This is a genomic window from Janthinobacterium aquaticum (assembly GCF_009208565.1).
GTDB lineage: Bacteria > Pseudomonadota > Gammaproteobacteria > Burkholderiales > Burkholderiaceae_D > Janthinobacterium.
Map to the genome: position 1 here is coordinate 62,946 of NZ_WFLK01000014.1, position 25,704 is coordinate 88,649.

Annotated in this window: 26 protein-coding genes; 17 read left to right on the plus strand and 9 right to left on the minus strand. The window is 63.5% G+C overall.

Features of this window, described 5'->3' with window-relative positions; translation table 11 throughout:
• Nucleotides 1-33 precede the first annotated feature (33 nt).
• The 3 genes from GCM43_RS20185 to GCM43_RS20195 are packed head-to-tail and all read right to left on the minus strand — an operon-like array spanning nucleotide 34 to nucleotide 2,980.
• Nucleotides 34-1,314 carry a DUF6445 family protein gene (locus GCM43_RS20185; protein ID WP_152247643.1) on the minus strand — a complete coding sequence of 427 codons (1,281 nt, stop codon included), beginning with the start codon at nucleotides 1,312-1,314 and terminating at the stop codon, nucleotides 34-36.
• A gap of 46 nt (nucleotides 1,315-1,360) precedes the next feature.
• Nucleotides 1,361-2,104 carry a hypothetical protein gene (locus GCM43_RS20190; protein ID WP_152247646.1) on the minus strand — a complete coding sequence of 248 codons (744 nt, stop codon included), beginning with the start codon at nucleotides 2,102-2,104 and terminating at the stop codon, nucleotides 1,361-1,363.
• Nucleotides 2,105-2,143: 39 nt separating this feature from the next.
• Nucleotides 2,144-2,980, minus strand: coding sequence for a hypothetical protein (locus GCM43_RS20195; RefSeq protein ID WP_152247648.1), 837 nt, complete (start codon nucleotides 2,978-2,980; stop codon nucleotides 2,144-2,146).
• Between the two features lie 215 nt (nucleotides 2,981-3,195).
• Between GCM43_RS20195 and GCM43_RS20200 the strand changes: the two genes are divergently transcribed.
• The 3 genes from GCM43_RS20200 to GCM43_RS20210 all read left to right on the plus strand — a co-directional run bounded on the left by GCM43_RS20200 (nucleotide 3,196) and on the right by GCM43_RS20210 (nucleotide 6,067).
• Entirely contained in the window at nucleotides 3,196-3,990 is a 795-nt protein-coding gene (locus GCM43_RS20200) for an SDR family NAD(P)-dependent oxidoreductase (RefSeq protein ID WP_152247650.1), read from the plus strand.
• Between the two features lie 36 nt (nucleotides 3,991-4,026).
• Nucleotides 4,027-4,785 carry an SDR family oxidoreductase gene (locus GCM43_RS20205; RefSeq protein WP_152247651.1) on the plus strand — a complete coding sequence of 253 codons (759 nt, stop codon included), beginning with the start codon at nucleotides 4,027-4,029 and terminating at the stop codon, nucleotides 4,783-4,785.
• Nucleotides 4,786-4,852: 67 nt separating this feature from the next.
• Nucleotides 4,853-6,067: an MFS transporter gene (locus tag GCM43_RS20210; RefSeq protein WP_152247653.1), complete on the plus strand. Its 1,215-nt coding sequence runs from the start codon at nucleotides 4,853-4,855 to the stop codon at nucleotides 6,065-6,067.
• Here GCM43_RS20210 and GCM43_RS20215 read toward each other — a convergent pair whose 3' ends face one another.
• Both GCM43_RS20215 and GCM43_RS20220 read right to left on the minus strand, forming a co-directional pair.
• Entirely contained in the window at nucleotides 6,068-7,006 is a 939-nt protein-coding gene (locus GCM43_RS20215; protein WP_152247655.1) for a GlxA family transcriptional regulator, read from the minus strand.
• A 108-nt stretch (nucleotides 7,007-7,114) separates the two neighbouring features.
• Nucleotides 7,115-8,497: a caspase family protein gene (locus tag GCM43_RS20220; protein WP_152247657.1), complete on the minus strand. Its 1,383-nt coding sequence runs from the start codon at nucleotides 8,495-8,497 to the stop codon at nucleotides 7,115-7,117.
• A gap of 248 nt (nucleotides 8,498-8,745) precedes the next feature.
• Between GCM43_RS20220 and GCM43_RS20225 the strand changes: the two genes are divergently transcribed.
• The 12 genes from GCM43_RS20225 to GCM43_RS20280 all read left to right on the plus strand — a co-directional run bounded on the left by GCM43_RS20225 (nucleotide 8,746) and on the right by GCM43_RS20280 (nucleotide 21,273).
• Complete coding sequence (locus GCM43_RS20225) at nucleotides 8,746-9,459, plus strand: hypothetical protein (RefSeq protein ID WP_152247659.1); 714 nt, start codon at nucleotides 8,746-8,748, stop codon at nucleotides 9,457-9,459.
• Complete coding sequence (locus tag GCM43_RS20230) at nucleotides 9,456-10,505, plus strand: hypothetical protein (RefSeq protein ID WP_152247661.1); 1,050 nt, start codon at nucleotides 9,456-9,458, stop codon at nucleotides 10,503-10,505. Before GCM43_RS20225 ends, GCM43_RS20230 begins: the two co-directional genes overlap by 4 nt.
• Nucleotides 10,506-10,525: 20 nt before the next feature.
• On the plus strand, nucleotides 10,526-11,380 hold the full coding sequence (locus GCM43_RS20235) for a hypothetical protein (protein WP_152247663.1): 855 nt from the start codon (nucleotides 10,526-10,528) through the stop codon (nucleotides 11,378-11,380).
• Between the two features lie 3 nt (nucleotides 11,381-11,383).
• A complete protein-coding gene (locus GCM43_RS20240) occupies nucleotides 11,384-12,988 on the plus strand; it encodes a hypothetical protein (protein ID WP_152247665.1) in 1,605 nt (534 codons plus the stop codon).
• Nucleotides 12,963-13,874: a glycerophosphodiester phosphodiesterase gene (locus tag GCM43_RS20245; protein ID WP_152247667.1), complete on the plus strand. Its 912-nt coding sequence runs from the start codon at nucleotides 12,963-12,965 to the stop codon at nucleotides 13,872-13,874. Before GCM43_RS20240 ends, GCM43_RS20245 begins: the two co-directional genes overlap by 26 nt.
• A gap of 208 nt (nucleotides 13,875-14,082) precedes the next feature.
• The gene (locus GCM43_RS20250) at nucleotides 14,083-15,111 is read left to right on the plus strand and encodes a LacI family DNA-binding transcriptional regulator (RefSeq protein WP_152247669.1); all 1,029 of its coding nucleotides are present in this window, start codon (nucleotides 14,083-14,085) and stop codon (nucleotides 15,109-15,111) included.
• Entirely contained in the window at nucleotides 15,111-16,598 is a 1,488-nt protein-coding gene (locus tag GCM43_RS20255; protein WP_152247671.1) for a sugar ABC transporter ATP-binding protein, read from the plus strand. Before GCM43_RS20250 ends, GCM43_RS20255 begins: the two co-directional genes overlap by 1 nt.
• Nucleotides 16,579-17,586 carry an ABC transporter permease gene (locus GCM43_RS20260; protein WP_152247673.1) on the plus strand — a complete coding sequence of 336 codons (1,008 nt, stop codon included), beginning with the start codon at nucleotides 16,579-16,581 and terminating at the stop codon, nucleotides 17,584-17,586. Before GCM43_RS20255 ends, GCM43_RS20260 begins: the two co-directional genes overlap by 20 nt.
• A gap of 102 nt (nucleotides 17,587-17,688) precedes the next feature.
• Nucleotides 17,689-18,612, plus strand: coding sequence for a substrate-binding domain-containing protein (locus GCM43_RS20265; protein WP_413770974.1), 924 nt, complete (start codon nucleotides 17,689-17,691; stop codon nucleotides 18,610-18,612).
• Between the two features lie 121 nt (nucleotides 18,613-18,733).
• Nucleotides 18,734-19,786 carry a sugar phosphate isomerase/epimerase family protein gene (locus GCM43_RS20270; RefSeq protein ID WP_152247677.1) on the plus strand — a complete coding sequence of 351 codons (1,053 nt, stop codon included), beginning with the start codon at nucleotides 18,734-18,736 and terminating at the stop codon, nucleotides 19,784-19,786.
• A gap of 9 nt (nucleotides 19,787-19,795) precedes the next feature.
• A complete protein-coding gene (locus GCM43_RS20275) occupies nucleotides 19,796-20,956 on the plus strand; it encodes a Gfo/Idh/MocA family protein (protein ID WP_226929584.1) in 1,161 nt (386 codons plus the stop codon).
• A gap of 17 nt (nucleotides 20,957-20,973) precedes the next feature.
• The gene (locus GCM43_RS20280; protein WP_152247679.1) at nucleotides 20,974-21,273 is read left to right on the plus strand and encodes a 2Fe-2S iron-sulfur cluster-binding protein; all 300 of its coding nucleotides are present in this window, start codon (nucleotides 20,974-20,976) and stop codon (nucleotides 21,271-21,273) included.
• Between the two features lie 3 nt (nucleotides 21,274-21,276).
• Here GCM43_RS20280 and GCM43_RS20285 read toward each other — a convergent pair whose 3' ends face one another.
• Nucleotides 21,277-22,194 carry an AraC family transcriptional regulator gene (locus GCM43_RS20285; protein WP_152247681.1) on the minus strand — a complete coding sequence of 306 codons (918 nt, stop codon included), beginning with the start codon at nucleotides 22,192-22,194 and terminating at the stop codon, nucleotides 21,277-21,279.
• A 128-nt stretch (nucleotides 22,195-22,322) separates the two neighbouring features.
• On the opposite strand from GCM43_RS20285, the gene GCM43_RS20290 reads away from it, so the two are divergent.
• Nucleotides 22,323-22,865 (plus strand): carboxymuconolactone decarboxylase family protein, encoded by a 543-nt coding sequence (locus GCM43_RS20290; protein WP_152247683.1) that lies wholly within the window; start codon nucleotides 22,323-22,325, stop codon nucleotides 22,863-22,865.
• Here GCM43_RS20290 and GCM43_RS20295 read toward each other — a convergent pair.
• Complete coding sequence (locus tag GCM43_RS20295) at nucleotides 22,862-23,167, minus strand: hypothetical protein (RefSeq protein WP_152247685.1); 306 nt, start codon at nucleotides 23,165-23,167, stop codon at nucleotides 22,862-22,864. The genes GCM43_RS20290 and GCM43_RS20295 overlap by 4 nt on opposite strands.
• 16 nt (nucleotides 23,168-23,183) lie before the next feature.
• The gene (locus GCM43_RS20300; protein ID WP_152247687.1) at nucleotides 23,184-23,807 is read right to left on the minus strand and encodes a TetR/AcrR family transcriptional regulator; all 624 of its coding nucleotides are present in this window, start codon (nucleotides 23,805-23,807) and stop codon (nucleotides 23,184-23,186) included.
• Nucleotides 23,808-23,963: 156 nt separating this feature from the next.
• Between GCM43_RS20300 and GCM43_RS20305 the strand changes: the two genes are divergently transcribed.
• Nucleotides 23,964-25,034 (plus strand): MBL fold metallo-hydrolase, encoded by a 1,071-nt coding sequence (locus tag GCM43_RS20305; protein ID WP_152247812.1) that lies wholly within the window; start codon nucleotides 23,964-23,966, stop codon nucleotides 25,032-25,034.
• Between the two features lie 131 nt (nucleotides 25,035-25,165).
• Here GCM43_RS20305 and GCM43_RS20310 read toward each other — a convergent pair whose 3' ends face one another.
• On the minus strand, nucleotides 25,166-25,501 hold the full coding sequence (locus GCM43_RS20310; RefSeq protein ID WP_152247689.1) for a hypothetical protein: 336 nt from the start codon (nucleotides 25,499-25,501) through the stop codon (nucleotides 25,166-25,168).
• Nucleotides 25,502-25,704: the final 203 nt, after the last annotated feature.

Here is a 25,704-nt window from a genome sequence, read left to right on the forward strand (position 1 = left end):
AGCGCAGCGTAAGCCGACATTGTCCGCCAAACGTTAACTCCCACCCTGCTCCGGTACCTCAAAAAAGAACAACTGCACCAGCCTGCCATTGTCGGGTGTATCGCCAAACACATTGCTGAGCGAGTGAAAATAGTGGCCCTTGTACATGACCAGCCGGTTATGGCGCATCGGTAGCTCCATCAGCGGCTGCCAGCTGTCGCGCTGCGCTTTCAGCTCGTTGAACTTCTTCACCGTGCTGTTCGGCAGCCAGCGCTTCTGGAAATCCTTGAAGCTGGCGTAGCCGCCGGCCTTGACTTCGGCTTCCGGCAGGCGCCGGTACCAGCCACTGGGCGCGTGGCGCCAGAAGGTGGTGCCGCCCTGGCACTGCTCGGGCGGGTTCAGGTACAGCACGCCCGCGTAAAAATTGAAGTTGCTGCCCGTTTCGTTATCGACATGAATGTCTGTGCGCGCCATGGCGTCGGCGTAGCTGAGGCGATACGAGCCGTTGTCGGGCGACATAAAGCGGATCTCGCGCCCGAGCGCGGTGGCGATCCGGTCCATGATGGCCTGGCAAGGCTGGCCGTCGGTCTGGCTGCCTGGATAGTTCTGGCCCGCATAGCGCTGCTGCTCGAACGGCAGCGCCAGTGCAGCAGCGCGCCAGGCGGCCGGGTCGGGCAGGAAGTCGTCGATGATATGCAGATCGAGTTCGGCCACGAAACCGGGCAGATCTGCCGGGCCGGCGATGGCCGTTAAGGTTTCCGGCTGCGCGGCAGGGCTGGCAAAGCCGATGCGGCAGATCTGCGCCAGCGGCGGATGCAAGGCCACGCCTTGCGCATAGCGCGCCAGCGCCAGCTCGCGCTGGTTGGTGCGGTAGTACATTTCCGCCAGGCCCTGCAGGTTTTGCCAGCGCTCGGGGCGCAATGCATGGGCGCGTTCCAGTTCGGCGATCGCTTCGGGCAGACGCTGGCGCGCCAGCAGCAGTTCGGCATGCACGATGGCGTAGTCGTGTTCCTCGGGCGCCAGGCGCGCCGCTTCGGCATACGCAGCCAGTGCGGCCTCGCCATCGTTACCGCGCATCACGTTACCTAGGTTGTAGTGAAACAGCGCGTTGTCCGGCTGCTGTTTGAGCGACAGTTTCAGCAGGCCCAGGCCCATCGCCGGCTGGCCCATTTCCAGCATCGCCAGGCCCTGGAAATGCTGCGCTGCGGCCAGCGCCGGCTGCACCTTGTATGCGGCCTGGTAGGCGTTGATCGCCTCGATCAGCCGGCCTTGCTGGTGCAGCTGACGTCCCTTTGCCAAGTGTTGCTCGGCCACACTGTGTTGCGCTTCGCCCATGCCTCGTCTCCTCCCGATTATGGCCGACAGTGTAACCGAGCCGCAATCAGTTGGCAGCGGCGGTGACGGCAATTTCCTGGCCGTTGAGCTTGATGGCCACTTTGACGATCTGCGCCTTGATCTGGTGCGATGACATGTCTGCTTCCTGGGCGTAGGCATAGACCACGATGGCAAAGTCCTTGTAGCTGCTGCGCGCCGCTTCGATCTTGCGCGCTGCGTCCTGGTCGACCTTGATCAGGCTGTAGCCGTCGCCGTTGGAAAAGCCCAGCTTGTAGTCGCTGTTGTCATACATGTAGTAGTAGGTGCCGGCTTCGGCAAACTTGGCCGGGAAAGCGGCCTTGTCCATCACGTACGGCGACAGCGCGCCCTGGCCGTTGATCTGGTAGCGCAGATAGCGTTTGGCTTTCGCTTCGCTGACCTTGGCGTCGATCTGCGGCTTGATCGCGTCGAGCACTTCCTGCTTGCGGAAGGCGTCGCTGGTGCTGCTGTATTCGCGCGAGATGCGTTGGGCCACGGCAGCGTAGTCGGGCGGCACGCCGGACAGCGCGATATAGCTGTACATCAACTGGTTGCCGCTGGTGATATCGACATAGTCGGATGCTGGCGTGGCGGCATCGGCCTGCGGCAGGCTGGCGGCCGCCGCCTTTTCTTGCGCCTTGGCAGCCAGTTCGCTGGTGTTGCTGGCTACCGGCGCAGCATCGGCTGATGCGGCTGGCTTGGCGGTATCGGTCTTGCCGCAGGCGGACAGGATCAGGGCGGCGGCGAAGAGGGCAGGCAGGGTGCGTTTCATGATGATTCCTTTTAAATAAATTGTGGGATGGTCAGGGAGTTAAACAATGCTTTTGCGCTTGTATTCGCCGTAGCCGTAAGCGGCCAGCACGATGGACGATGCGATCACCAGGTAGAAGCCGATGCCGAACGACAGGCCTTGCCACACCTGGCCCAGCATTTCGCTGGCCATCTGGTCGGCCATTTGCGCGGCGCGATCACCGAGCACGCTGCGCATGCCGTTCATGGCTTCACCGGCCTGGTTGACGGCGGTCTTGATCTGTACGAACAGCAGGCCGGTGTGGATCACCACAAACAGCAGCGGCGCGCATTTGCCCAGCGCTGCCTTCGGATGCCCGCTGGCCATGGTGGCAAAGCAGGCGGCAATGGCCAGCAGGAAGAAAAACTGCGCTGCGCTAAAGCTGCTGGCGCCGGTGCGGGCAAAGCTTTCCAGGCTGTCGGCCGAAATGCCCAGCAGCTGCCAGTAGCTGCGCGAGACGGTGGCAAACAGGCGCAAGCCCAGCGTATTGAAGACAAACGCGCCGGCCATCAGCACGCCGATGGCGGCCAGTACCCTGATGCCCAGTGCATCGACGGCGGTGCCCCAGATTTTCTGGCCTTTTTCGCGCGCCAGCCTGGCCGCTTCACTCACTTCCTCCTGCGTGCGCTGCTGGGTGCTGACCAGGCTCACGCTGGTCAGTGCGCCTGCCGTATCGAACTGCAGTTCGACCAGGGCGTTGATGGATGGCGCCAGTTCCGAGCGCCAGTGGGTGGCGATCTCGAACGGATACTGCACGCCGGCGGCGCTGACCGTGCCCTGGCCGCTCGGTTGATAGGAGAGGATACGGCCGCGCTGGGTGGTGGCGGAAATGGTGGCTGCTGCGCTCGATGGTTGCATAAGTACTCCCTGTTCATGGCCATGCTTTATTGCATGTACACCCCGATAACGCGGGCCACGCCAGGAAATACAAAACTTTTTTCAGTTTTTTTCGACCATATTGGTCGATGTCCTAAATCACTACCATCTGCGTCATTTGCGACATGGCCGGGCAGGGCTACTATGACTTCACGCAATCTTGCTCACCAACACAAACACCCACAAGGAGTCGCATCATGACGCAAACCCATCAAGGCACGGCACTGATTACCGGCGCTTCGTCCGGCATCGGCGCCCTCTACGCAGAACAGCTGGCGCAAAAAGGCTACGACCTGATCCTGGTGGCGCGCGACCGCAGCCGCCTCAACGCCCTGGCGACGCGCATCACGACCGCCAGCGGCCGCACGGTCGAGGTGCTTGACGCCGACCTGGCCGTCGCCGCCCAGCGCGCCACGGTGGAAGCGAAGCTGCGCGACGACGCCAGCATCACGCTGCTGGTCAACAACGCCGGCGTCGGTACGCACACGCCGCTGCTCGACAGCGATGTCGAACGCATGGAACACATGATCGAGCTGAACGTCACGGCGCTCACGCGCTTGAGCTATGCGGCCATTCCCGGCTTCGTGGCGCGCGGCAAGGGCGGCATTATCAATATTTCGTCGATCGTGGCGATCGCACCGGAAGTGCTCAATGGCGTGTATGGCGGCAGCAAGGCCTTTGTGCTGGCCTTCAGCCAGTCGCTGCACCACGAACTGGCCGGCAAGGGCGTGCGCGTGCAGGCCGTGCTGCCGGGCGCCACCGCCACCGATTTCTGGGCCACCGGTGGCCTGCCGATCGAACACCTGCCGGCCGATATCGTCATGCGCGCCGAAGACCTGGTGCGCGCCGCCCTGGTCGGCTTCGATCGCGGCGAGCTGGTCTCGATCCCTTCGCTGCAGGACGTGGCGCACTGGGACGCCTATGACAGCGCACGCAAGGCGCTGGCGCCGCACCTGTCGACCAATACCCCGGCAGCACGTTACACCGCCTGATTTCACCTCTACCCTCTGACCTTACAAGGAAACATCATGAAACTGACCAACAACACCATCTTTATCACTGGCGGCGCATCGGGCATCGGCCGCGGCCTGGCAGAAGCCTTTCATCAACGCGGCAACAAGGTGATTATCGGCGGCCGGCGCAAGGCGCTGCTCGATGCCGTGGTGGCCGCCAATCCCGGCATGGAAGCCATCGAGCTCGATGTGGCCGACAGCGCCAGCATCGACGCGGCTGTAGAGACCCTGCTGGCGCGCCATCCCGCGCTCAATGTGCTGATCAACAACGCCGGCATCATGCCCTTTGACGACGCCAGCGGCGTGCTGGACGATGCGCAGACGCGCACCCTGGTCGACACCAATCTGCTCGGGCCGATTCGCCTGACGTCGGCACTGATCGAACACCTGAAGCGCCAGCCCGAAGCGACCGTCATTCACAACACCTCGGTGCTGGCCTTTGTGCCACTGGCGGCCACTGCCGTATATTCGGCCACCAAGGCGGCGCTGCATTCCTACGCCATGTCGCAGCGCTTCATGCTGCGCGATACCAGCGTGACGGTGCATGAAATCGCACCGCCGTGGGTCGATACCGACCTGATCAAGAAAAGCGGCGATCCGCGCGCCATGCCGCTCGACGCCTTTATTGCCGAAACCATGCAAGGCCTGGCGCACGATGGCGAAGAAGTCGTGGTGGAAGCGGTACGCGGTTTTCGCGCCAATCCCGGCCCGGGCGAGTATGGCCTGTTCAACGGCTTTAACGCTGAAATGACGGTCAATCCTATCCCTGTCTGAACGCCTGGCGCGGCGGCCAGCAGGCTGCCGCGCCTTACCATGAGCTGAACCATCCGTGAGCTGAACCATGTCTGATCTGTCTGTCAAAACGATTGCCAGCGCGCCGGCCGGCACGCTGTATCCGGCGCTTTTCTTTGCGCTGGGCACTTTCGCCATCGGTACCGAAGGCTTCATGATCGCGCCGCTGCTGCCGAAAATGGCTGCCGATTTCGCCATGAGTGTGCCGGCCGTGGCCACGCTGGTGGTGGCGTTTACGCTGTCGCTGTCGCTCAGTTCGCCCGTCAGCACGCTGATGAGCGCACGCCTGAACCGGCGCGACACGTTGCTGCTGGCCATAGGCGTGTTCAGTATCGCCAACCTTGCCGCTGCATGGGCAAGCAGCTTCGCCGGCCTGCTGGCGGCACGGGTGCTGATGGCGGTCGCCGCTGGTCTGTATGTGCCCAACGCCAACGCGCTTGCCGGTGCGCTGGCAGGCCCGGAGCGACGCGGACGGGCGCTGGCAATTGTCAGCGGTGGCATGACCATTGCCATTGCACTGGGGCTGCCGCTGGGCGCCGTGGTCGGACACGCCTGGGGCTGGCAAGCGACCTTTCTGGCCGTCGCCGCAATGGGTGCAACGGCATTTGTCGGTATCTTCGCCGGCGTGCCGCGTCAGGACGGCGCGCCGCAGGCGGTGGCCAGCCTCGCTGCACGCCTTGGCGTGCTCAGGCAGGCGCAGGTACGCCGTTTGCTGGCCGTGACGCTGTTCTGGTCGATAGGCGCTTATACCAGTTACCCGTATATCGCGCCTTACCTGATGGCCGTACTGGGCCTGGGTGAAGGCGGCATCAGCGCCACCGTGACGCTGTGGGGCGTGTTTGCCGCGCTGGGCGTGCTGACCGGTGGCGTGCTCAACGACCGTTTCGGCGCCAGCCGCGTGGTTCACGCTGCGCTGCTGTTGCTGGCAGTCTCGTTCTGGTTGATGGCCGGTGCGACATGGCTTTCTCCGGCGATGGCGCTGTGGCCGGTCATGCTGGCGGTGGCGGCATGGGGTTTCAGCGTGTGGGCGTTTTTCCCGCCGCAGATGGCGCGGCTGATCGGCGCAGGGCCGGCCACGCAAGCGCCGCTCGCGCTGTCGCTCAATACCTCGACCATGTATCTGGGCTTTTCCATCGGCAGCGCAATCGGCGCCGGCATTTTGCACGGCGGCGCGTTGTGGGGGATTGGCCTGGTAGCTGGCCTGGCCGAGCTGCTGGCCTGGTGGCTGAGCGCTGCCGCCAGCGGCCGCGCAAGCCGGGGCTGACTAAACCCGCGACTCGCGCCGCAGCGATTGCGGCGCTACGCCAAAGCCGCGCACGAACGCTTCGCGCAGGTGGCGGCGGTCGCGAAAGCCGGTTTCGCGCGCGATGATTTCCAGCGGGTGCCGGCTCTGCTCGATCATCAGGCGCGCCGCTTCCAGGCGCATGCCTTCGAGCGCCCTGGCCGGCGACTGTCCGGTTTCAGCCGTAAATACGCGGCTGAACTGGCGCGGGCTGAGGCTGGCGCTGGCAGCCAGCTCTTCCACGCCCAGCGCGCGGTGCAGGTTCTTGCGCGCATAGCTCAGTGCGTTCTGGATGCGGTCCGACTTGGGCGACAGCTGCAGCAGTTCGGAATGCTGGGTCTGGCCACCCGAGCGGCGCTGGTGCATCACCATCTTGTGCGCCACCGTGCGCGCCACGTCGTTGCCGAGGTCTTTCTCGACCAGCGCCAGCACCATGTCGAGCCCGGCGGTCATGCCGGCCGAGGTCCAGACCGGGCCGTCCACCAGATAAATGCGGTCTTCTTCCACGCTGGCGTTCGGATGGCGCTGTTGCAAGATGCGCCCATAGGCCCAATGGGTGGTGACGCGGCGTCCGTCAAGCAGCCCGGCTTCGGCCAGCATAAAGGCGCCGGTGCAAATGCCGGCCACGCGTGGCCAGAGAGGGGCTTCACGCAGGAAGCCGACCAGGTTCGCGGGCGCTGGCATGGCCAGCGGGTCGGTTGCGCCCAGCACGATCAGGGTATCGAGCCGGCCCGCTTCGCTGATCGGCTTGCACGACACCGTCACCCCCATCGACGAGCGCACGCCGCCCGCTTCCATTGCGTACTGCTCGACCTGGTAAAAGGGCTGCTCGAGGCCGGCGTTGGCAAATTCAAAGATCGACTGCGTGCCCAGCGCCAGCATCTGAAATCCGTCTGTCAGCAAATAGCCTATGCGATGCATGCCTTGACTCCAGTTTCAATGTGAAGTGTCCATGATAAGGCCAGCGTGCGCTTTGCCGGCCAGACTATTTCTGGCGCGGTCAGCGAAAAATAGGGCAGTGACACAGCCTTATTTTTTCGGCGGCGGCAGGAAGTCCTTGGCGGCGCCCTGGTAATCCTTCATCAGGCCGATAAACGCATCTTGCAGATGGCGCGCCGCGTCCTGCGGCGGTGCGCCGGTGCGCCGCGCCAGATCGAATTTGTAGGCATGGGCCGGGCTGTAGCCGGCCTGCGAGGCGGAGTCCAGCAGTACGCCGGCACGCTTGAGCGACGCCGGGTCGCCCTTGACCATCAGCAGTTCGGCCAGGTAAGTCTGTGCGATGGGGAAGTCTTTGGCCGCTGCCTTTTCCAGCCACTGCATGCCCACCTTGGGCTGCTTGACGCCGGCGTCGCCGCCGCCGATGCCGTAGCCGAGCGCCGTCAGCGCCACCAGGTCGCCGCTGCGGGCGCGCTTTTCCAGCTGCTGGCGCGGGAACGGTCGCGCCGCGATCTGCATGCGGATTTCATAGTTGATGTCCTGCAGCACATTGCCGGGCCAGACCTTGGCGCCGGGTTTGGCTGCGGCAACGGTTGGTGCGGGCGGCGCCGGTGCCGGTGCCGGCGCTGGTGCGCGTGCGCCCGGTGCGCCGGCAGCCGGTACGCCGGGCCTGGACTCGGCCGCCAGCTTGCCGCTGCCGGTATTGAGCACCAGCCGCGCCGAGGTTTCGCCAAACGACACGCGCGGCTTTTGCAGGTCATGCGTCATGGTGGCCACGCGCGCGGCGACCTGGGAAAACACGTCGGCCATCGACAGGCCCGGCGCGTCGAGCGCATCGAGCAGGGCGCTGGTGTACGGGCTGTTGCGCGAATCGGGCGACCAGTAATCGCTGGCCAGCGCGCCGGGTCCGGCCGAATAGGCGATCACCACGCCGCGTGGCGCTTGCGCATCGGCAAAGCCATGGTTGCTGGCGCCGTTGCCGCTCACAGGCTGGCCGCCGCGCGTGTATTCCTGGCGGCAGGCGTCGAGGATCAGCAGGGCGTTGCGCGCGCCGCTGCGCTGCAGGTCGCCGGCCAGGCTGGTGACCGAGACGCCCTGTTTGGTAATGGCCTCGGCGCTCAGTGCCTGCATATTGGCGCCCAGCGGCAACAGATAGTTCGCCTCGCCGGCCTGCGCACCGTGGCCCGCATAGAACACCAGCGCCACCTCGGCGCCGCGTGCGCTGCTGGAAAATTGTGCCGATGCCTGTTGTAGCTGGGCCGCATTGACGTCCAGCCGCAGTTGCACTTCAAAACCCAGCCGGCGCAGGCGCTCGGCCATGGCGCGCGCATCGTTGGCGGGATTGAGCAGCGGCTGCGGGTAGGCGGCGTTGCCGATCACCAGCGCCACGCGCCTGCCAGTGGCGTCGGCGGCATGCAGCGGCGCGGCGCCCAGCATAGTCAAAGTGGTCAGCAACAACAGGAATAAACGGCGCATCGGGCTCTCGGACTTGTTTTGTGAGTAACAAAAAGTTAGCGATTTTCAGTTCGGTATGAGAAAATTGCTTAAATGCATTTTACCTTAGTGACAAGTTTTTTCTTGCCGCGCCGTGCTTGCCGCCTGCACTTTTTGTTGTTCCATGCAGCTGGGCACCTTGCACCCTCGCACCCTTACCCAAGATCGGATAGTCCTTGCCACCGGAATCATTTCAACGTCTCCAGGATCTCTGGACGCGCCGCCAGCATTTGACGCAACACGAGCTGGTTGAATTTTATCAACGCACCATCGCCGCCCTCGCGCCGTGCCGCCCGAAGGGGGTGGAAAAGCTGGGCGAGTCGCTGGCCGACCTGCGCCACCAGTTCTTTATCGAGCGCGTGCTGGAAAGCGCGAGCGAAGCGACGCCCATGCATGATGGCGCGCTGTTCGTGTACTTCAAGCGCTTTGTGATCGACCAGTTGCGCAAGCTGCGCGAACACGCCGATATTACCGATCCCAAGATCAGCTGCGCGATGCGTACGCCCGATGCCTGGGACGCCGCCCTGAGCGACTACCAGCTGACCCAGCAGGATGTGCGCAGCGCGGCAGACAGCTTCGTGATCGGCCTGCCGCACCATCTGATCCTGCTGCTGCGCCATTGCGGCTGCGGCGGTATTGCCGTCAAGGAACTGGCCGAGCAGATCGCCTCGGCCCAGTACCACGGCGGCAAGCTGGGGCTGGTACACAGGCAGAAGGGCGACGCCGACAGCAGCGCCCGGCAACTGGTCAGCACGGCGCACCGCGCCACCATCCTCGGCAACTGGGTGCTGAACCTGCTCAAGCTGCGCCTGGGCGACGCCCTGAGCGCGCGCGATATCGCGGCAGCGCAAATAATTTTGGATATTTTGTGTGCTGCTGCGTTAAGCGTGCATCTGGACCCCGCGTCCACTCCACCGAATCTTGATGAAAGGCCACAGGCATGACTGCGCTGACGCCCTCTCTGGCCATCGTTGCCGCCCGTCTGGAGTTCTCCTCCTCGGCCGTGCCGGCATTGCTCGATGATGAAATCAACGGTAGCGCCGCGCCCGACTGGCGCAGCATTGCCGTGCCTGACCACCTGCTGCAGCGCCTTGGCCGCCATAGTGATGCGGCGCCGCTGGCCAGCCGGCCCACGGGCGGCGGACAGATCCATGCGCTGGCGCGCCGGCCCGGCTTTGGCGCTGTGCTGCTCGACGCCTGGCAGCCCGAGCGGCAGCAGTGGCGCGGCTGGCTGGTGACCCCCGATACGTCCTATGCCGACGCCTGCGGCCTGGTGATCGAAGAGCGTGACGCGCCGGTCGACCCGCGCGCCGGCCTGGTGCTGTGCGATATGCCGCTACTGCTGGGCGTGGCCGACCTGGGTGCCTGCTTGGGCGTGTTCAGCGAGCAAAGGCTGCAGGCGGCGCGCTGGCTGCAGCAGCATGGCCGCGCCAATGCAGCCGAAGCCGCACCGGGCGTGATTGCCCGCGTCGCTTTGCCCGATAACGACTATGTGCTGACCGGCACGCCCTTGTCGAGCGAACTGGGCAAGGATGGCCGCCAGCAGTACCGGCAGTTGCTGCGCCAGGGGCTTGAGCAGTTGCAGATCGCTGTTGCCGTAACGGCGCCACCGCAGTCGGCACCGGCGCCAGTGGCGCCCGTCAATGCCGCGCAGGCGGCCAATAGCAGCCGTTGGCTGAAAATGGTCACCGCCGTGGCCGCCAGCGTGATGGTGGTGCAGTCGGTCTGGCTGTTCCTGCCGCGCGACGGCGGCGTCGATGCGCCAGCCCAGTACCGTGGCGGCAGCGGCGTGGAGCAGGGCGTGCGCATCCGCGTGCTGTTCCGTGCCGACGCCAGCGAAGCAGAAATACGCACCTGGCTGCAGCGCGAACAGCTGGAAATCGTCAACGGTCCTGACACGCTGGGCGCCTTTACGCTGCTGAGCAAGAACCGCCAGAAAGTGCTGGCGGCGCCAGGCCCGGGCAATCCGCTGGCCGTGATCAATCCTTGAATACCGTGAGAGAAATGACTATGTTTGACAATCTTGTTGCTGCGCACTGGCGCAAAATGGCCGCCGCCGTCGCTGCTGGCGTCCTGCTGACCGGCTGCGCCATGACGCCCAATGGCCAGGGCGGGGTCCTGATGGGCCTTGATACGGCAGAGCTGTTCGGCACGCCGATCTCGACCTTCCGCCTGCTCGACGGCACCGAAGGCACCTTGCGCAAGGACCCGCAGGGCAAGTATTCGATCAAGCTGTCGCAGGCGTTTCGTGTAGTGCCGCTGGCCAATGCCATCACGGCGCGCGTGGCGCGCGTGGAAAACGTCGGCGCGCGCACGGTGGTGATTGTCGAGACGCAGGAGCGCGGCTGCGCCTACCGCTATGAAGTGCTGGCTTTCCAGGGCAGCGATGTGCTGCAATGGTCGGTCGGCAACTGCAAGGACCGTCCGCGCGTCGAGCTGGCGGCCGACGGCAAGTCGCTCAATATCGATTTTCCCAACTATAACCGCCTGGCGCGCCAGGTCTACACCGACAGCCGCCTGCTCAATACCAGCGTAGCGGTGCCGCCAGGCGTCGATACGCGCGCCCAGCCGTTTGCCGACGATGCGCTGCGCGCCATCGGCCCGGCAATTGTCAGCCTGCCTGCCGGCGACGCTGCTGGTCGCGTGATTCCGGCGCCGCCGGCGCCCGCTGCCGCGCCTGTTGCTGCACCGAAAGCCAACAGCCGCACGACGGCCAAAGCGCGGCGCCAGGAAGCGCCGGCCAGGACCGCTGCTCCGGTGAACAGCCTGCCTGCGCCGCGAGCAGCAGCGCCAGCCCCGGCCGCTGCGCCGATGATTTTCCAGGCGGAAGAAGTCAAGCCGGTTGTGATCGATTTGAGGAAATAAGTGATGTTGCGTCAGTACCGTAATCCGTATATCAAGCAAACCTTGATCCTGATCGCATTGACGGTGGTTTACCTGTGCTTTGAGCTGGGGTTCAATGCCCGCCTGCTCGATGTGGTGGGCGGCAACGTCAAGCCCAAGGATGTGGAAGATATCGAGTTCTACGGCCGCAGCCTGTCGGGCATTGCCGCCGCGCTGTTCCTGCTGCAATTTATGTGGCGCCGACGGTTGGTCAACCGTGGCGCCAGCCCCAGCTGGAAGACAATCGTGGTGTGCTGTCTGTTGACGGTGTGCGCAGTGTTTGCGGTGCTCGATACCTTTGTGACCGTGCTGGTCAACACGCGCGATGCGGGTTTTCGGCGCATGGCTTTCAGCACCACTTTGCTGCAGCGCTCGCTGGTCAGCGGCAACTTGCGCCTGCAGGGCCTGGTTGACGATCCCACGCTGTTTGCCAAGCCCGAAGGCAAGGCGTTCCTGGCGCTGTTTCCATTCCTGGCGGTATCGGTTGGCCATCTCGATGCACGCATGGAGCCGGCCAAGGAGCAACTGGTGCGCGCCAATGTGCGCCAGCTGGCCGGCGGGCCGGCTGGCTATTATGAGAACTACGAGAAAGCCATCGCGGAAGTGCAGGACAAATGGAAGCTGTATTCCGGCGTGATTCCGGATGACGATCCGGGTTTGCAGGCCAAGCAGCAGTCTTCCTGGGACGATTACCGGCAAAGCCTGTCGCGCCATGGCTGGCAGCCGACCAATGTGCCGGCGCGCCGCCGCGCTGCAGTGGTCAGCAATGTGCGCAAAAAAGTGCCGGTGCCATCGAACTGGCATCCGGCTGACCAGATCACGTTCCGTGCCGCCGTCAGGCAGCGCTATGTAGCGGAAGCTGCCAGCAAGGGCGTGACGGTGCGCGGCGACCGCATTCCGCCGCGTTTGTCCTTCCCGGCCTTCGTGGCGCGCGCCGGCATCCAGGCCGAGTTGCGCGATGGACTGGAATTGCCGCCAGGCGCCGTGGTGCAGCCGGGCTACGCCAGCCCTGCAGAATTTGGCCGCCTGTTTGACCAGTTTGTTGATCGCAAGACGGCTGAAAAGCTGATTGAATACCGTGCCAGGCGTGAAGATTTCGAAGGTGGCGGCAAGTATTTCAAAGAGGGCAAGGAAGCGGCGCGCGCCGCCATCGTGCCGCCGGTCGCGCTGTTTTTCTCGCTGCTGGGCGCAGTCGGCCATTTTTCAAAACTGCTGTACCTGATCGCCAAGGTGACGCTGCTGATACGCGCTGCGCGCGGTAGCGGACCGTCCGGCACCGAAGATGATCTGAGTGGCCGGCCGGCGCTGGTGGCCACCGGCGTGCTCATTTCGGCGCTGGCGGGAGCCTGGGGTGTGTTCACGCTGCTCGACAATAACGTCACGCGCAGCGACCTGTTCGGACAGATGCTCGACTGGACGCGCCAGAGCGAAGCGGACAGCACGCGCTGGCAGATTGTCGGCCGGCACGTGCTGGCCAATCTCACGCATGTGGTGGCGGTCGGCCAGGGCTACAGCTACCCGGTCAACGAAGCGATTCGCAACAATATTTTGCAGGGAATGGAATATGGCTATCATCCGGAAAAAAAATAAGGCCGCCGTACTGGCTTTGCTGCTGAGCTTGGTGGCCGGCAGCGTGCAGGCCGATTGCCTGGGCATGAAGGTGCAGGCCCATCGCGGCGCCGGCAATGCGCCTGAAAACTCGCTGAGCGCGCTGCGCAATGCCTATTTCGGCCCGTGGGACGGCGTCGAGACGGACTTGCAATTGCTTGGCGACGGCAACTGGGTGGTGCACCACGACCTGCTGACCGGGCGCGTGGTCGACGCCGGCGCGCCGCGCGCCGTCAAGCAGATGAATGCGGACCAGTGGCGCGCCGCCAGCATGAAAAACCGCGGTGTGACGACCGCCGAGACGCCGCCGTTTGTCACCGATATCGCCGACCTGGCCACGCCGTTTCCGGCCAAGACGCTGAATGCTGAAATCAAGGATATCGTGCCCTCGTGCGCGCCGGTCGACAGCCTGGTCAACCAGCTGCGCGCTGGCATCAAGCACGGCAACTGGTTCCTGACCTCGGCCGTACCCAACAACCTGGTCTGCGCGCGCCGCGCCGATCCGCAAGGCTACCTGGGCCTGATCGTGTTCGACGCGCGCAACGCCGAAGCGGCCGGCGCCAACCGCGTCAGCCGCTTTATCGCCAAAAACGCGCGCGCACCCAAGCTCGACAAACCCTGGCTGCAGCGCGTGCAGCAGCAGATCGGCATGCCGGTCGGCGTGCATGTCGACGCGCGCAGCCTGGACGCCAACCCCAACCTGCTGAGCGACGCCGCCACGCTCAATATGCCGGTGTTTGTGTATGCGGTCGACGGCGACTCAGCCCTGGCCGCCTCCTTGCTGCGCGCCCAGAAACGCAGCCACCGCTGGCCCAGCGGCGTGATCCTCGACGGCAATCCTGATGCCTTTTGCGCGATGGTGCAATAAAAACGGTAAAAACGGGGTCAGGTCGGCCAATGCTACACAAGCTCATCAGTTCACCGTCGCTTTGCATTCCGATGGGCGCCTGATAAGGCTGAGGCCGTGTAGCAATGGCCGACCTGACCCCGGGTTTTGCATCGCAACATCGAATTTGTTTGCATCGCCGGGCGCTCTGGCTTATAAATGTAATCGATTACATTTTTTGCAGAAGACCATGCCGCCAGCTGTACTCAATTCCCTGCCGACCGAAAACCCTGTCTCCATCAGCGCCGTGGCTGCCCATGCGGGGGTGTCGGTGGCGACTGTCTCGCGGGTGATGAACGAGCAGAGCGGTGTGCGTGCGCCGACGCGCGAGAAGGTGCTTGCTTCGGTGGCCGCGCTTGGCTACCGCATGAACCATCTGGCGCGCAGCCTGCGCACGGCCGAGAGCCGCATGCTGCTGACCATGGTGCCGGACGTGGGCAACCCATTCTATGCGCAGATCGTGCGCGGTATCGATACGGTGGCGCGCGAGCATGGTTATTTCGTGCTGCTGTGCGACACGGGCGCCGATGAAGGGCGCGAGCGTTCGTATTTCGATTTGCTGCGCATGCACCGCGCCGACGGCGCCATCTGTCTCGACCCCGATACGGTGCAGCATGCGTTGTCGCATGAATCGATCAATCTGCCGTGGGTGGCCTGCTGCGAATTTGATCCCGGCGTGGCCGTGCCGTATGTGGGCATCGACAATCACCGCGCCGCGTCCGACGCGGTAGCCCATCTGCTGGCGCGCGGCCATCGGCGTATCGGGCTGATCAATTCCGACAAGCGCTACCTGTATGCGCGCCAGCGCCAGCAGGGCTACCTTGATGCGCTGGCGGGCGCCGGGATTGCGCGCGATGACACCCTGATGCGCACCGTGCAGGGCGTCGATTACGAAGCGGGCAGCGCAGCGGCGCTGGAATTGATGGCCCAGCCGGACGCGCCGACGGCGATTTTTGCCGTCTCCGACACCTTGGCCATCGGCGTGATGAGCGCGCTGCGCCAGCTTGGCAAGCGCGTGCCCGAAGACGTGGCCGTAATCGGTTTTGACGATATTGCCGTGGCCGCGCAGATTGCGCCTGGCCTCACCACGATAGCCCAGCCGATGCGTGAACTGGGCGAGACGGCCGCGCGCTTGCTGCTGGCGCGCCTGGCCGACCCGCAGGCACAGGTGCCGGGCGTGGTGCTGCCCCATCAACTGGTTTTGCGAGGGAGTGCATAGTGAGCGTAGCGGTGGCTTTTGATGCTGTCTGCAAGGACTTTGGCCCGGTGCGCGTGCTGCACGGCGTCACGTTTGAACTGTCGCCGGGGCGCGTGTATGGCCTGCTTGGCGAGAACGGCGCCGGCAAGTCGACGCTGATGAAAATACTGGCCGGCTATGAAGCGGTGTCCGAAGGGCGCTTGCTGATCGACGGCGCGGCGCAGCGCTTTGCCAGTTCGCGCGATGCGGAAAGCGCCGGCATCGTGCTGATCCACCAGGAATTCAACCTGGCCGAACACCTGACGGTGGCGCAGAACATGTTCCTGGGCCACGAGAAAACGCGTGGCTGGCTGCTCGATGACGCAGGCATGAACCAGGAAGCGGCGCGCTACCTGAAACAGGTGGGGCTCGACGTGGCGCCCGATACGCGTATCCGCGACCTGATCGTGGCTGAAAAGCAGCTGGTGGAAATTGCCAAGGCGCTGTCGCGCCGCGCGCGTTTCCTGATCATGGACGAGCCGACCGCTACCCTGACGTCATCCGAAACGCAGCGCCTGTTTGCCGTGATGGCGCAGCTCAAGGCCGACGGCGTGACCATCCTGTATATCTCGCACAAGCTCGATGAAGTCGAACGCAATACCGATGAAGTGATCGTTATGCGCGACGGGCGCTTTATCACGCGCGAGCTGACGGCCAGCCTGACGCGCCAGCAGATGGCCAATCTGATGGTCGGGCGAGAATTGTCTGATATGTTCCCGGCCAAGGCGCCAGTGGCGCCCGATGCGCCGGTGCTGCTCAAGGTCGAAGGCCTGCAGGTGCCGGGCTGGACAAAAAATCTTTCTTTCGAGGTGCGCGCCGGCGAAGTGCTGGGTTTTGCCGGCCTGGTCGGCGCCGGCCGCACCGAGTCGTTCGAAGCCTTGCTGGGACTGCGTCCGCGCAGCGCCGGCACCATCACGCTGGGTGGCAAACAGGTCAATATCCGCACGCCGCGCGAAGCCATGCAGAACGGCATGACTTATCTGAGCGAAGACCGCAAGGGCAAGGGCCTGCATGTGAATCTGGGCCTGCGTGAAAACCTGACCATGATGACCATGGAGCGCTATGCGCGTCCGCTGCTGGACCTGAAGGCGGAACAGGCGGCGCTGGCCACGGCCGTCAAGGACTTCAATATCCGCACCGGCGACCTGGATAGCCGTGCACGCATGCTGTCTGGCGGCAACCAGCAAAAGCTGGCGCTGGCCAAATACCTGCATTCCGATCCGCGTGTGATCGTGCTCGATGAGCCCAGCCGCGGGGTGGACGTGGGCGCCAAGCGCGATATCTATTTCCTGATCCATCGCTTGGCCGCCGAGGGGCGCGCGGTAATCGTGATCTCATCCGAATTGATCGAACTGATCGGCCTGTGCCACCGCGTGGCGGTGATGCGGGCCGGCACTTTACAAACCACGCTCGGCGCCGAGCACCTGACCGAAGAGGAGTTGATTGCTCATGCAACCGGCACGCACTGATACCACACTCAAGCCATTGCAGCAGCTGGGCGCCCGCATCAAGGGCTTTGGCCCGGTGCTGGGCCTGATCGCCCTGTGCATCGCAGGCACCTTGCTCAATAGCGACTTTGCCACGTTTGATAATCTGATGAACGTGCTCACGCGCACGGCCTTTATCGGCATTATCGCCGTCGGCATGACCTTTGTGATTATCTCGGGCGGCATCGACCTGTCGGTCGGCTCGATGGCCGCGCTGATTGCCGGCTGCATGATCTACTTCATGAACCAGCTGGCCATGGGCGTGGCCGGCGACCTGTCGCCGCTGACCATGGTGGTACTGGGCGTGCTGATGGCGCTGGTACTCGGCGCAGGCTTCGGCCTGGCGCATGGCTTGTTGATCAGCAAGGGCAATATCGAACCGTTTATCGTTACGCTGGGCACGCTGGGCCTGTTTCGCGCCGTGCTGACCTATCTGGCCGACGGCGGCGCGCTGACGCTCGATTCGACCCTGGCCGACCTGTACAGCCCGGTGTATTACACCAGCGTGCTCGGGGCGCCGATTCCGATCTGGATTTTCCTGATCGTGGCCGCTGCCGGCGCCGTTATCCTGAACCGCACCACCTTTGGCCGCCACGTGCAGGCGGTGGGCTCGAACGAGCAGGTGGCGCGCTACGCGGCCATCAATGTCGACCGCGTGAAGATCCTGACCTATATGCTGCTTGGCATCTGCGTGGGTATCGCCACCGTGCTGTATGTGCCGCGCCTCGGTTCGGCCACGCCGACCACCGGCCTGCTGTGGGAGCTTGAAGCGATCGCTGCCGTGGTGGTGGGTGGCACCGCGCTCAAGGGCGGCGAGGGACGCATTATCGGCACTGTGATCGGCGCCATTCTGCTGTCGACCATCAGCAATATTCTCAATTTGACCAGCATTATCAGTGTCCATCTGAATGCAGCAGTGCAAGGCGTGGTGATTATCGCCGTCGCTTTCCTGCAGCGAGGCCGCAAATAAAAACACAGCGGCGTTCTGAAGGGCGGCCACAGGCCGTCCACAACCTTGGAGGAGAGCAACATGAAAAGCTTTATTCGCGTAGCAGGCATGGCAGTACTGGTAATGCAGGCATGGGCCATGCCGATGGCGGCGCAGGCGGCAGAAAAACTTGTGGTGGGCGTGGCCATTCCGACTGCCACCCACAGCTTTACGTCGGGCATCGTGTGGTGGGCCAACCAGGCCAAGATGGAATTGGAAAAAGCCCATCCTGGCGTCAAGATCATCGTCAAGACGGCTGCCACGGCGCCGGAGCAGGCCAACCAGCTGCAGGACATGCTGACCGTCAACAAGATCAATACGCTGGTGATTTTCCCGATCGAATCGGCTTCGCTCACGCAGCCGGTAGCGCAGGTGAAAAACAAGGGCGTGTATGTGACGGTGGTCGACCGCGGCCTGACCAATACCGAGTCGCAGGACGCCTATATTGCCGGCGACAATACGGCGTTTGGCAAGCTGCCGGCCGAATACCTGGCCAAGAGCCTCAATGGCAAGGGCAATATCGTGGTGCTGCGCGGCATGCCGACCACGCTTGACAACGAGCGCTTCGACGCCTTCAATGCGGTGATGAAAAACCACCCGGACATCAAGATTCTCGACGCCAAATACGGCAACTGGAACCGCGATGACGCCTTCAAGGTCATGCAGGATTATCTGACCCGCTTCAAGCAGATCGACGCCGTCTGGGCCGCCGATGACGATATGGCCATCGGCGTGCAGAAAGCCATCGCGCAAGCCAAGCGCACCGACATCAAGCAGGTATTTGGCGGCGCCGGCGCCAAGGGCGCGGTCAAGAAAATCATGGACGGCTCCGATCCGCAGATCGTCGCCAACGTCTCGTATTCGCCGAAATTCATGTACGACGCCATCAAGCTGACTACCGAAGCGCGCCTGAAGGGTGAGAAACTGCCGGCCAATACCATTATTCCATCGGTGCTGATCACGCGCGAGAATGCCAAGCAGTTTTACTTTCCAAAGTCGCCGTTTTAAACTCCGTGGTCAGCGTAATCCGGCAACACCATTGATGCCAACCATGTTGTCGGATTACGCGGGGCTGTACCCCGCTAATCCGACCTACGGAGTTGACCGGCTTTATTAACAGGAAATACCCATGAAAACCATCCAGGGCCCTGCCATTTTCCTCGCCCAGTTCCTGGGCGAAGAACCACCGTTCGATTCGCTCGAACACCTGGCGCAATGGGCTGCCGGGCTCGGCTACAAGGGCCTGCAGCTGCCGACCGCGCCGCGCCTGTTCGATCTCGAGCAGGCTGCGGCCAGCCAGCAGTACTGCGACGATGTGCAGGCCCTGCTGGCACAGCATGGCCTGCAGGTGACGGAGCTGTCGACCCATTTGCAAGGGCAGCTGATTGCCGTGCATCCGGCTTACAACGAGCTGTTTGACGGTTTTGCACCCGAGCAGGTCAGGGGCGATCCGGCTGCGCGCACGGCCTGGGCCACGCAGCAGTTGCTGTGGGCGGCGAAGGCTTCGCAGCGCCTGGGCTTGAAGGCGCATGTAACGTTTTCCGGCGCGCTGGCCTGGCCGTATGTGTATCCGTGGCCGCAGCGCCCGAAAGGGCTGGTGGAAACTGCTTTTGCCGAACTGGGCAGGCGCTGGCTGCCGATCCTCGACGCCTTTGACGAAGCCGGCGTGGACCTGTGCTATGAGCTTCATCCGGGCGAGGACCTGCATGACGGCGTGACGTTTGAGCGCTTCCTCGATGCGGTGAGCCAGCACCCGCGTGCGTCGATCCTGTACGACCCCAGCCACTTCGTGCTGCAGCAGCTCGATTACCTGGCTTTTATCGATATTTATCATGAGCGCATCAAGGCGTTTCACGTCAAGGATGCCGAGTTCCGCCCCGACGGACGCCAGGGCGTGTATGGCGGCTACGGCGACTGGCAGGACCGGGCCGGGCGCTTCCGCTCGCTCGGCGACGGCCAGGTCGACTTCAAGGCGATTTTTTCCAAGATGGCGCAATATGATTTTCCGGGCTGGGCCGTGCTGGAATGGGAGTGCTGCCTGAAGCACCCCGAAGACGGCGCCGCCGAAGGCGCGCGCTTTATCCGCGAGCATATTATCCGCGTGGCCGAACGGGCGTTTGACGACTTTGCCGACAGCGCCGTGGACCAGCAGCAGATCAACCATTTGCTGGGCTTGAAATAAGGAGGCAGCATGCAGCGACGAATCCGGCTGGGCATGGTAGGCGGCGGGCAGGGCGCATTTATCGGCGCCGTGCACCGCATTGCCGCGCGCATCGACGACCAGTACGAACTGGTGGCCGGTGCGCTGTCATCGAACCCCGAGCGGGCGCAAAGCAGCGGCGCCGCGCTGCACCTGGCGCCGGAGCGCAGCTACAGCGACTACCGCGAAATGGCACGCGCGGAAAGCCAGCGCCCGGACGGCATCGAGGCGGTGGCTATCGTCACGCCCAATTACCTGCATGCACCGGTGGCCACCGCCTTTATGGAAGCGGGCATCCATGTGATCTGCGACAAGCCGCTGGCCATTTCGCTGGCCGAAGGCCGGCAACTGGCGGCCCTGGCAAAACAGAAAAACCTGCTGTTTGCGCTGACTCACACCTATAGCGGCTATCCGCTGTTGCGTCACGCGCGCGCGATGGTGGAGGCGGGCGAGATCGGCGAGTTGCGCCTGGTGCAGGTCGAGTATTCGCAGGACTGGCTGGCCGAGGCGATTGCCGCTGGCGGCATGAGCGAAGGCAACTGGCATAACGATCCGCAGAAGGCCGGTCCCGGCGGCGTGCTGCTTGACGTGGGCGTGCATGCTTATCACCTGGCGCAGTTTGTCAGCGGCCAGACGCCGCAGCAGTTGCTGGCCGAACTGTCGACCTTTGTACCGAATCGCACGCTGGACGACCATGTGCAGGTGATGCTGCGCTATGCCAATGGCGCCAAGGGCACTTTGTGGGCCAGCCAGGTGGCGACCGGTTGTGAAAACACGGTGCGCCTGCGCCTGTTCGGCAGCAAGGCCCAGCTCGACTTTGACCAGGAACAGCCCAACGAGCTGTGGTTCACGCCGCAGGGCGGCAACCGCCAGCGGCTGCGCCCGGGCCGCGTCGACAGCCGCGCCGCCGCGCACGCCACACGGGTGCCGGCCGGCCACCCGGAAGGCTACCTCGAAGCGTTTGCCCAGCTCTATCTCGATGCGGCGATTGCCATTCGCGCGCTGCAGGCGGGGCAACCGGTGCCGCCCGAGGCAAGCTGGCTGCCGACGGTCGAGGCCGGTGTCGATGGACTGGCGTTTGCCGAAGCCGTGCTGCGCAGCCATGCGAGCGGCGCGCAGTGGACCACGGTGGAAGGCGCACAGGCAGGCTGATTTGCTACACTGGCCGCATGAGCGCGCCTTCTTCCACTTTCACCATTACCATCGTGCCGCAGGGCTGGCAGTTTGCTGCCGGCCCCGGCGTTACCTTGCTGGCCGCCGCCGAGCTGGCCGGTATCCGCCTGCTCAGCTCGTGCCGCAACGGCACCTGCCGCACCTGCCTGTGCCATATGCCGCAGGGAAAGGTGCGCTATACGGTCGAGTGGCCCGGCGTCAGCCCCGACGAGCGGCAGGGCGGCTATATCCTGCCCTGCGTGGCGGTAGCCGAATCAGATGTCACGTTGCAGGCGCGCGCAGTACGGCGCACCTGACGCTCAGGCGGCCGTGCGCCGGTACTGGCCCGGCCCCATTCCAAAGCTGCGCTTGAAGACGCGATTGAATGCCGCCTCCGACTGGTAGCCGGCCAGTTCGCCAATCACGGCCACCGGACGATGGTCGTGGCGCAGCCACTGCGCCGCCTGCGCCATGCGCAGCTGCTGCAGCAAGGCGGCAGGCGTGGTGCCGGCCACCTGGCGAAATACGCGTGCAAAAGTGGCACGCGACATATGGCACAGCTCCGCCAGGCGCGGCAGATCCCAGTTTTCTCCCGGCTGCGCCAGCATGGCCTGCAGCGCGGCCTGCAGACGCCGCTCGGCCAGTGCCGCAAACAGGCCCGGCAACTGCACAGACTGCGCCAGCCAGGCGCGCATCAGCATGGCAAACAGGGCGGACGACAATTGCGCCAGCACCGTGGCGGCGCCCGGCTGGGCCTGCTCGGCTTCCTGCTGCAGCAAGTCCATCAAGGCGCGCAGGCTGGCCAGATGCGGCTGGCCCTGCGTGCGTACCAGCAAACAGGGCGGCAGGCTGGCCAGCAGCGCCTGCGACATGCCTGGCTCCCAGGTGAACTGCCCGCACAGGATATCGGTGGCCGGGCCGGCGCCATCATTGCTGACTTTGCGCAGCAGCGTTGCCGATGGCACGTCATAGAGGGGCGCGGCGGCAGCGTCGCGATGCTCCAGGTGCAGGGTATGAGCACTGCCGTGCGGGAACACCACGATATCGCCCGCTTGCAAGGCCAGTTCATCGCTGCCCGGCATGGCCAGGCGGGCCTGTCCCTGCAAGATCAGATGGTAGGGAGCAATACCTGCCTCCACGGCTTGCTGCTGCAGCAGAAACGGGGCGCCAAAGTGGCAGTGCACATCGAGTGCGGTGCGCATCGGATACAAGGCAAGCAGGCGGCTGAGACTATCCATGACTATTTTTTTGAGACGAAAAAGCAAATTTTAGCTCAATTTCAGCATTAAAAAATGCAGAGTGGCTGCGTACACTGTGTCCATGCCTGCAGCGTGCAGCGCACTCAACCACTTTGAAAGGATTTATCATGGCCCGCCTTTTCCAACAAGCTGTTACCGAAGCCACCGGCAAAACCGAACAACTGTTTGGCGCCATCAAGGCTGCCATCGGCAAGGTGCCCAATGCCTACGCCGATATCGGCAGCAACAGTCCGCTGGCGCTCGAAGCGATGCTGGGCCTTGATGCTGCGTTGCGTAAAAGCAGCCTGGCGGCGCGTGACCTGGAAACCATCCGCCTGGCCGTCAGCGAAGCGTCGGGCTGTGATTATTGCCTGGCTGCCCATACCCTGATGGCCAGCAAGCAAGGCATCGACAAGGCAGCAAGCGTGGCGCTGCGCCGTGGCGAGCCCAGCGGCGACAGCCAGCTCGATGCGCTGGCGGCCTTTGCCCGCCATCTGGTGACTTCGCGCGGCACCACCGAGCCGGAAACGGTGGCGGCCGTCAAGGCAGCCGGCTACAGCGACGCGCAAATCGTCGACGCACTGCTGGCCATTACGGCCATCACCTTTACCAATCTGTTTAACCGCGTCAACGACACGGTGGTGGACTTCCCGGCCGCACCAGCCCTTTAAGGCTTGTTCTGCAAGCGCTGCAGCAGCGCCTCCACGCTGTCGCCGACCGGCAAGCCGTGGCGGCGCAGCAGCTGGACATGCAGTACCAGGTTTTCCAGCACCAGCTTGGCGGCCACGGCCAGCAGCGCCAGATTGCGGTCTTCGGGCGTAAAGCTGGCCATGGCGTCAGCCATTTCGCACAGATGATTGGCAATCAGGCCGCGCAGTTCCTGTTCGTCAAAGGGCAGGTCGGCAAAGTCGATCGGGTCGGCCGCTTCGACTTCCTGCATCAGCACGGCCAGTTGTTCGGGGGTAATCGTCATGCGCCTCCCTATGGATTCATGCAGCTGGTTTCTCGGCGCTGTAGTAGCACAGGAACATGTCGACGGCCAGGTCGATCACTTCACGCTGGCGTGCCGGGCTGAGCAAGGGTTCGCCCATCGTAATTTGCGGCCAGAAGGCAAAAGTTTTCAGTGGCGCCATCAGCATATGGGCCGCTTCGAGCAGATCGACCGGCTTGATGCGCTTATCCTGCTGCGCGGCCCGCATCCAGATATTGAGGCCGCTTTCCTTCTCGTTCATTTGCGCGACCATGGTCTGTGCGCGCGCCGGCGAATGGATGGTTTCGCCAAACACCACGCGCGCCAGGTCGATAAAGGTGGCGTCGCACAGCAGCACCATTTTCTGTTCGACCAGCGCCATCACCTGTGGGCGCAACGGCTGGTCGGCTTCATACGGCACGGGCGGCTGGGCCACACTGCCGGCCCACAGCCGCTGCAGGATCTCGGCAAACAGCTCATCCTTGCTGGGGAAATGGTTGTAGACGGTGCGCTTGGAAACGGCGGCCGTGGCGGCAATCTTGTCCATGCTGGTGGCATCAAAACCATGTTCGCGGAACTCGGCGATGGCGGCATCGACGATGGCTACGCGCTTGCGGTCGGTCAAGCGTTGCGGTAAGGCCATGGCTGCAAATCTCCTTTGAAAACAATATTTTACACCTGTTGGTTTACTTTGCTTTCAACTAGAACTACACTGGATAGTGTAAATTTTCCTTGTGTTCTATCACTGCGGCCGCATATGACCTTGCATACCATTTTGTTCCTGGGAGTTCTGATGACCATGAGTTCTTGCACCTTGCGCGCCGAGCCTGCTGCGCCGGCCGAGCCAGCCGCCGGCACCACCGCTGCGCTGCGCGCGGACGGCAAGTTCCGCAATCCGGTACCGATGTACCAGCGAGACACCGGGGAAAGCCTGCGGCTGATGTGGGCATTTTTCTTCAAAAAACCAGCTGGTACGGTGCCGGGCAAGGCCGTGCCGGTGCATGCGCTGACGCGCGCACAGTTGCTGGCAGCGCCCGACGAGACGCTGTTCCGGCTCGGCCATTCGACGCTGCTGATCAAATTGAACGGCGAGTTTTTCCTGACCGATCCGGTGTTTTCCGAGCGTGCCTCGCCGGTGCAGTGGGCTGGTCCGAAGCGTTTCCACCAGCCGCCGATCAGCATTGAAGAACTGCCGCCGATCAAGGCGGTGATCCTGTCGCATGACCATTACGATCATCTCGACCATGCTGCCGTGCTGGCGCTGGCTGGCAAGACCGAGCACTTTGTCACGCCGCTGGGCGTGGGCGATACCCTGATCGAATGGGGCGTACCGGCGGCCAAGGTACGCCAGTTCGACTGGTGGCAGGGCACGCAAATTGGCGGCGTGCAACTGGTGGCCACGCCGTCGCAGCATTTCTCGGGCCGCGGCCTGTTCGATGGCAACCGCACGCTATGGGCTTCATGGGTGATCATGACGCCGCAGCTACGCGTGTTTTTCAGCGGCGACACCGGTTATTTCGACGGTTTCAAGCGCATAGGCGAACAATACGGCCCGTTTGACGTGACCATGCTGGAAACCGGCGCCTACGACAAGCTATGGCCCGATGTGCATATGCAGCCCGAGCAAACCCTGCAGGCGCATCTGGACTTGCGCGGCAAGTGGCTGATGCCGGTGCATAACGGCACGTTCGACCTGGGCCTGCATGTCTGGCATGAGCCGTTTGACCGTATCAGCAGGCTGGCGGCAAAGCAGGGGGTGCCGCTGGCCACGCCGGAGATGGGCGAGGCGCTCAATCTGAAGCAGCCCGAGCCGGGCCGCAAATGGTGGCTCGATGTGCTGGCCGAAGAGATGGCGGCATCGGCCGATTGACCCCTGCATTTGGCCTGTATCACGTAGGTCGGATTAGCCGGAACGGCGTAATCCGACGATATCACCTGCCAATTGTCGGATTACGCTACGCTAATCCGACCTACCGTCCCCTTGACTTAGCGGCATTACGGTCAGGCGGTGGTATTGATCACTCGTCCGATCGATTGGCCATAAGCGTTGATCTGGGGCTGTAACTGGCGTTCGGGGTTAAAGCCGAATTGCTGCGGCACTGCCAGCTTGATGGCCTGGTCCACCTGTGGCGCCTTGATCGGCGTTTGCGAGGCCGCCTGCGCCTGCTGGGTACTGCGCTCGGTCTGGCTCAGCTGTTCCTTTTCCTTGACCAACTGCTGGCGGCTCTGCGCCAGCTGTTCGCTGTCGCGCTGTACCTGGTTCTGGCCTTGCTCGACCCGTCGTTGCGCCGAGGCCAGCGATGCTTGCAGGGTATTAAGGGACGTTAGCGTGACCACTTTATTCACCTTGGAAAATTGCGTGGCAAGAGCCCGGAGTATCAGCCTGCGCCGCCACGTGCGTCAGGCTTTACTTGAATCAAGAGTAGGACAAATTTTCGCACAATGCCAGATTGTTGTATTTTCTTGATAAGTCTATCGTGCGCACCTTCGTCCGATTGCCCTGCCTGGCCGCGTACCTCGTGAAGATGGCATGGTAAGTA

Coding starts and splice junctions, on each gene's coding strand:
- GCM43_RS20260 (WP_152247673.1), top strand. CDS start 16,579: ATGCAACCGGCACGCACTGATACCACACTCAAGCCATTGCAGCAGCTG.
- GCM43_RS20290 (WP_152247683.1), top strand. CDS start 22,323: ATGGCCCGCCTTTTCCAACAAGCTGTTACCGAAGCCACCGGCAAAACC.
- GCM43_RS20205 (WP_152247651.1), top strand. CDS start 4,027: ATGAAACTGACCAACAACACCATCTTTATCACTGGCGGCGCATCGGGC.
- GCM43_RS20250 (WP_152247669.1), top strand. CDS start 14,083: ATGCCGCCAGCTGTACTCAATTCCCTGCCGACCGAAAACCCTGTCTCC.
- GCM43_RS20275 (WP_226929584.1), top strand. CDS start 19,796: ATGCAGCGACGAATCCGGCTGGGCATGGTAGGCGGCGGGCAGGGCGCA.
- GCM43_RS20285 (WP_152247681.1), bottom strand. CDS start 22,194: ATGGATAGTCTCAGCCGCCTGCTTGCCTTGTATCCGATGCGCACCGCA.
- GCM43_RS20195 (WP_152247648.1), bottom strand. CDS start 2,980: ATGCAACCATCGAGCGCAGCAGCCACCATTTCCGCCACCACCCAGCGC.
- GCM43_RS20280 (WP_152247679.1), top strand. CDS start 20,974: ATGAGCGCGCCTTCTTCCACTTTCACCATTACCATCGTGCCGCAGGGC.
- GCM43_RS20265 (WP_413770974.1), top strand. CDS start 17,689: ATGCAGGCATGGGCCATGCCGATGGCGGCGCAGGCGGCAGAAAAACTT.
- GCM43_RS20305 (WP_152247812.1), top strand. CDS start 23,964: ATGAGTTCTTGCACCTTGCGCGCCGAGCCTGCTGCGCCGGCCGAGCCA.
- GCM43_RS20245 (WP_152247667.1), top strand. CDS start 12,963: ATGGCTATCATCCGGAAAAAAAATAAGGCCGCCGTACTGGCTTTGCTG.
- GCM43_RS20295 (WP_152247685.1), bottom strand. CDS start 23,167: ATGACGATTACCCCCGAACAACTGGCCGTGCTGATGCAGGAAGTCGAA.
- GCM43_RS20240 (WP_152247665.1), top strand. CDS start 11,384: ATGTTGCGTCAGTACCGTAATCCGTATATCAAGCAAACCTTGATCCTG.
- GCM43_RS20300 (WP_152247687.1), bottom strand. CDS start 23,807: ATGGCCTTACCGCAACGCTTGACCGACCGCAAGCGCGTAGCCATCGTC.
- GCM43_RS20185 (WP_152247643.1), bottom strand. CDS start 1,314: ATGGGCGAAGCGCAACACAGTGTGGCCGAGCAACACTTGGCAAAGGGA.
- GCM43_RS20200 (WP_152247650.1), top strand. CDS start 3,196: ATGACGCAAACCCATCAAGGCACGGCACTGATTACCGGCGCTTCGTCC.
- GCM43_RS20235 (WP_152247663.1), top strand. CDS start 10,526: ATGTTTGACAATCTTGTTGCTGCGCACTGGCGCAAAATGGCCGCCGCC.
- GCM43_RS20230 (WP_152247661.1), top strand. CDS start 9,456: ATGACTGCGCTGACGCCCTCTCTGGCCATCGTTGCCGCCCGTCTGGAG.
- GCM43_RS20215 (WP_152247655.1), bottom strand. CDS start 7,006: ATGCATCGCATAGGCTATTTGCTGACAGACGGATTTCAGATGCTGGCG.
- GCM43_RS20220 (WP_152247657.1), bottom strand. CDS start 8,497: ATGCGCCGTTTATTCCTGTTGTTGCTGACCACTTTGACTATGCTGGGC.
- GCM43_RS20270 (WP_152247677.1), top strand. CDS start 18,734: ATGAAAACCATCCAGGGCCCTGCCATTTTCCTCGCCCAGTTCCTGGGC.
- GCM43_RS20190 (WP_152247646.1), bottom strand. CDS start 2,104: ATGAAACGCACCCTGCCTGCCCTCTTCGCCGCCGCCCTGATCCTGTCC.
- GCM43_RS20210 (WP_152247653.1), top strand. CDS start 4,853: ATGTCTGATCTGTCTGTCAAAACGATTGCCAGCGCGCCGGCCGGCACG.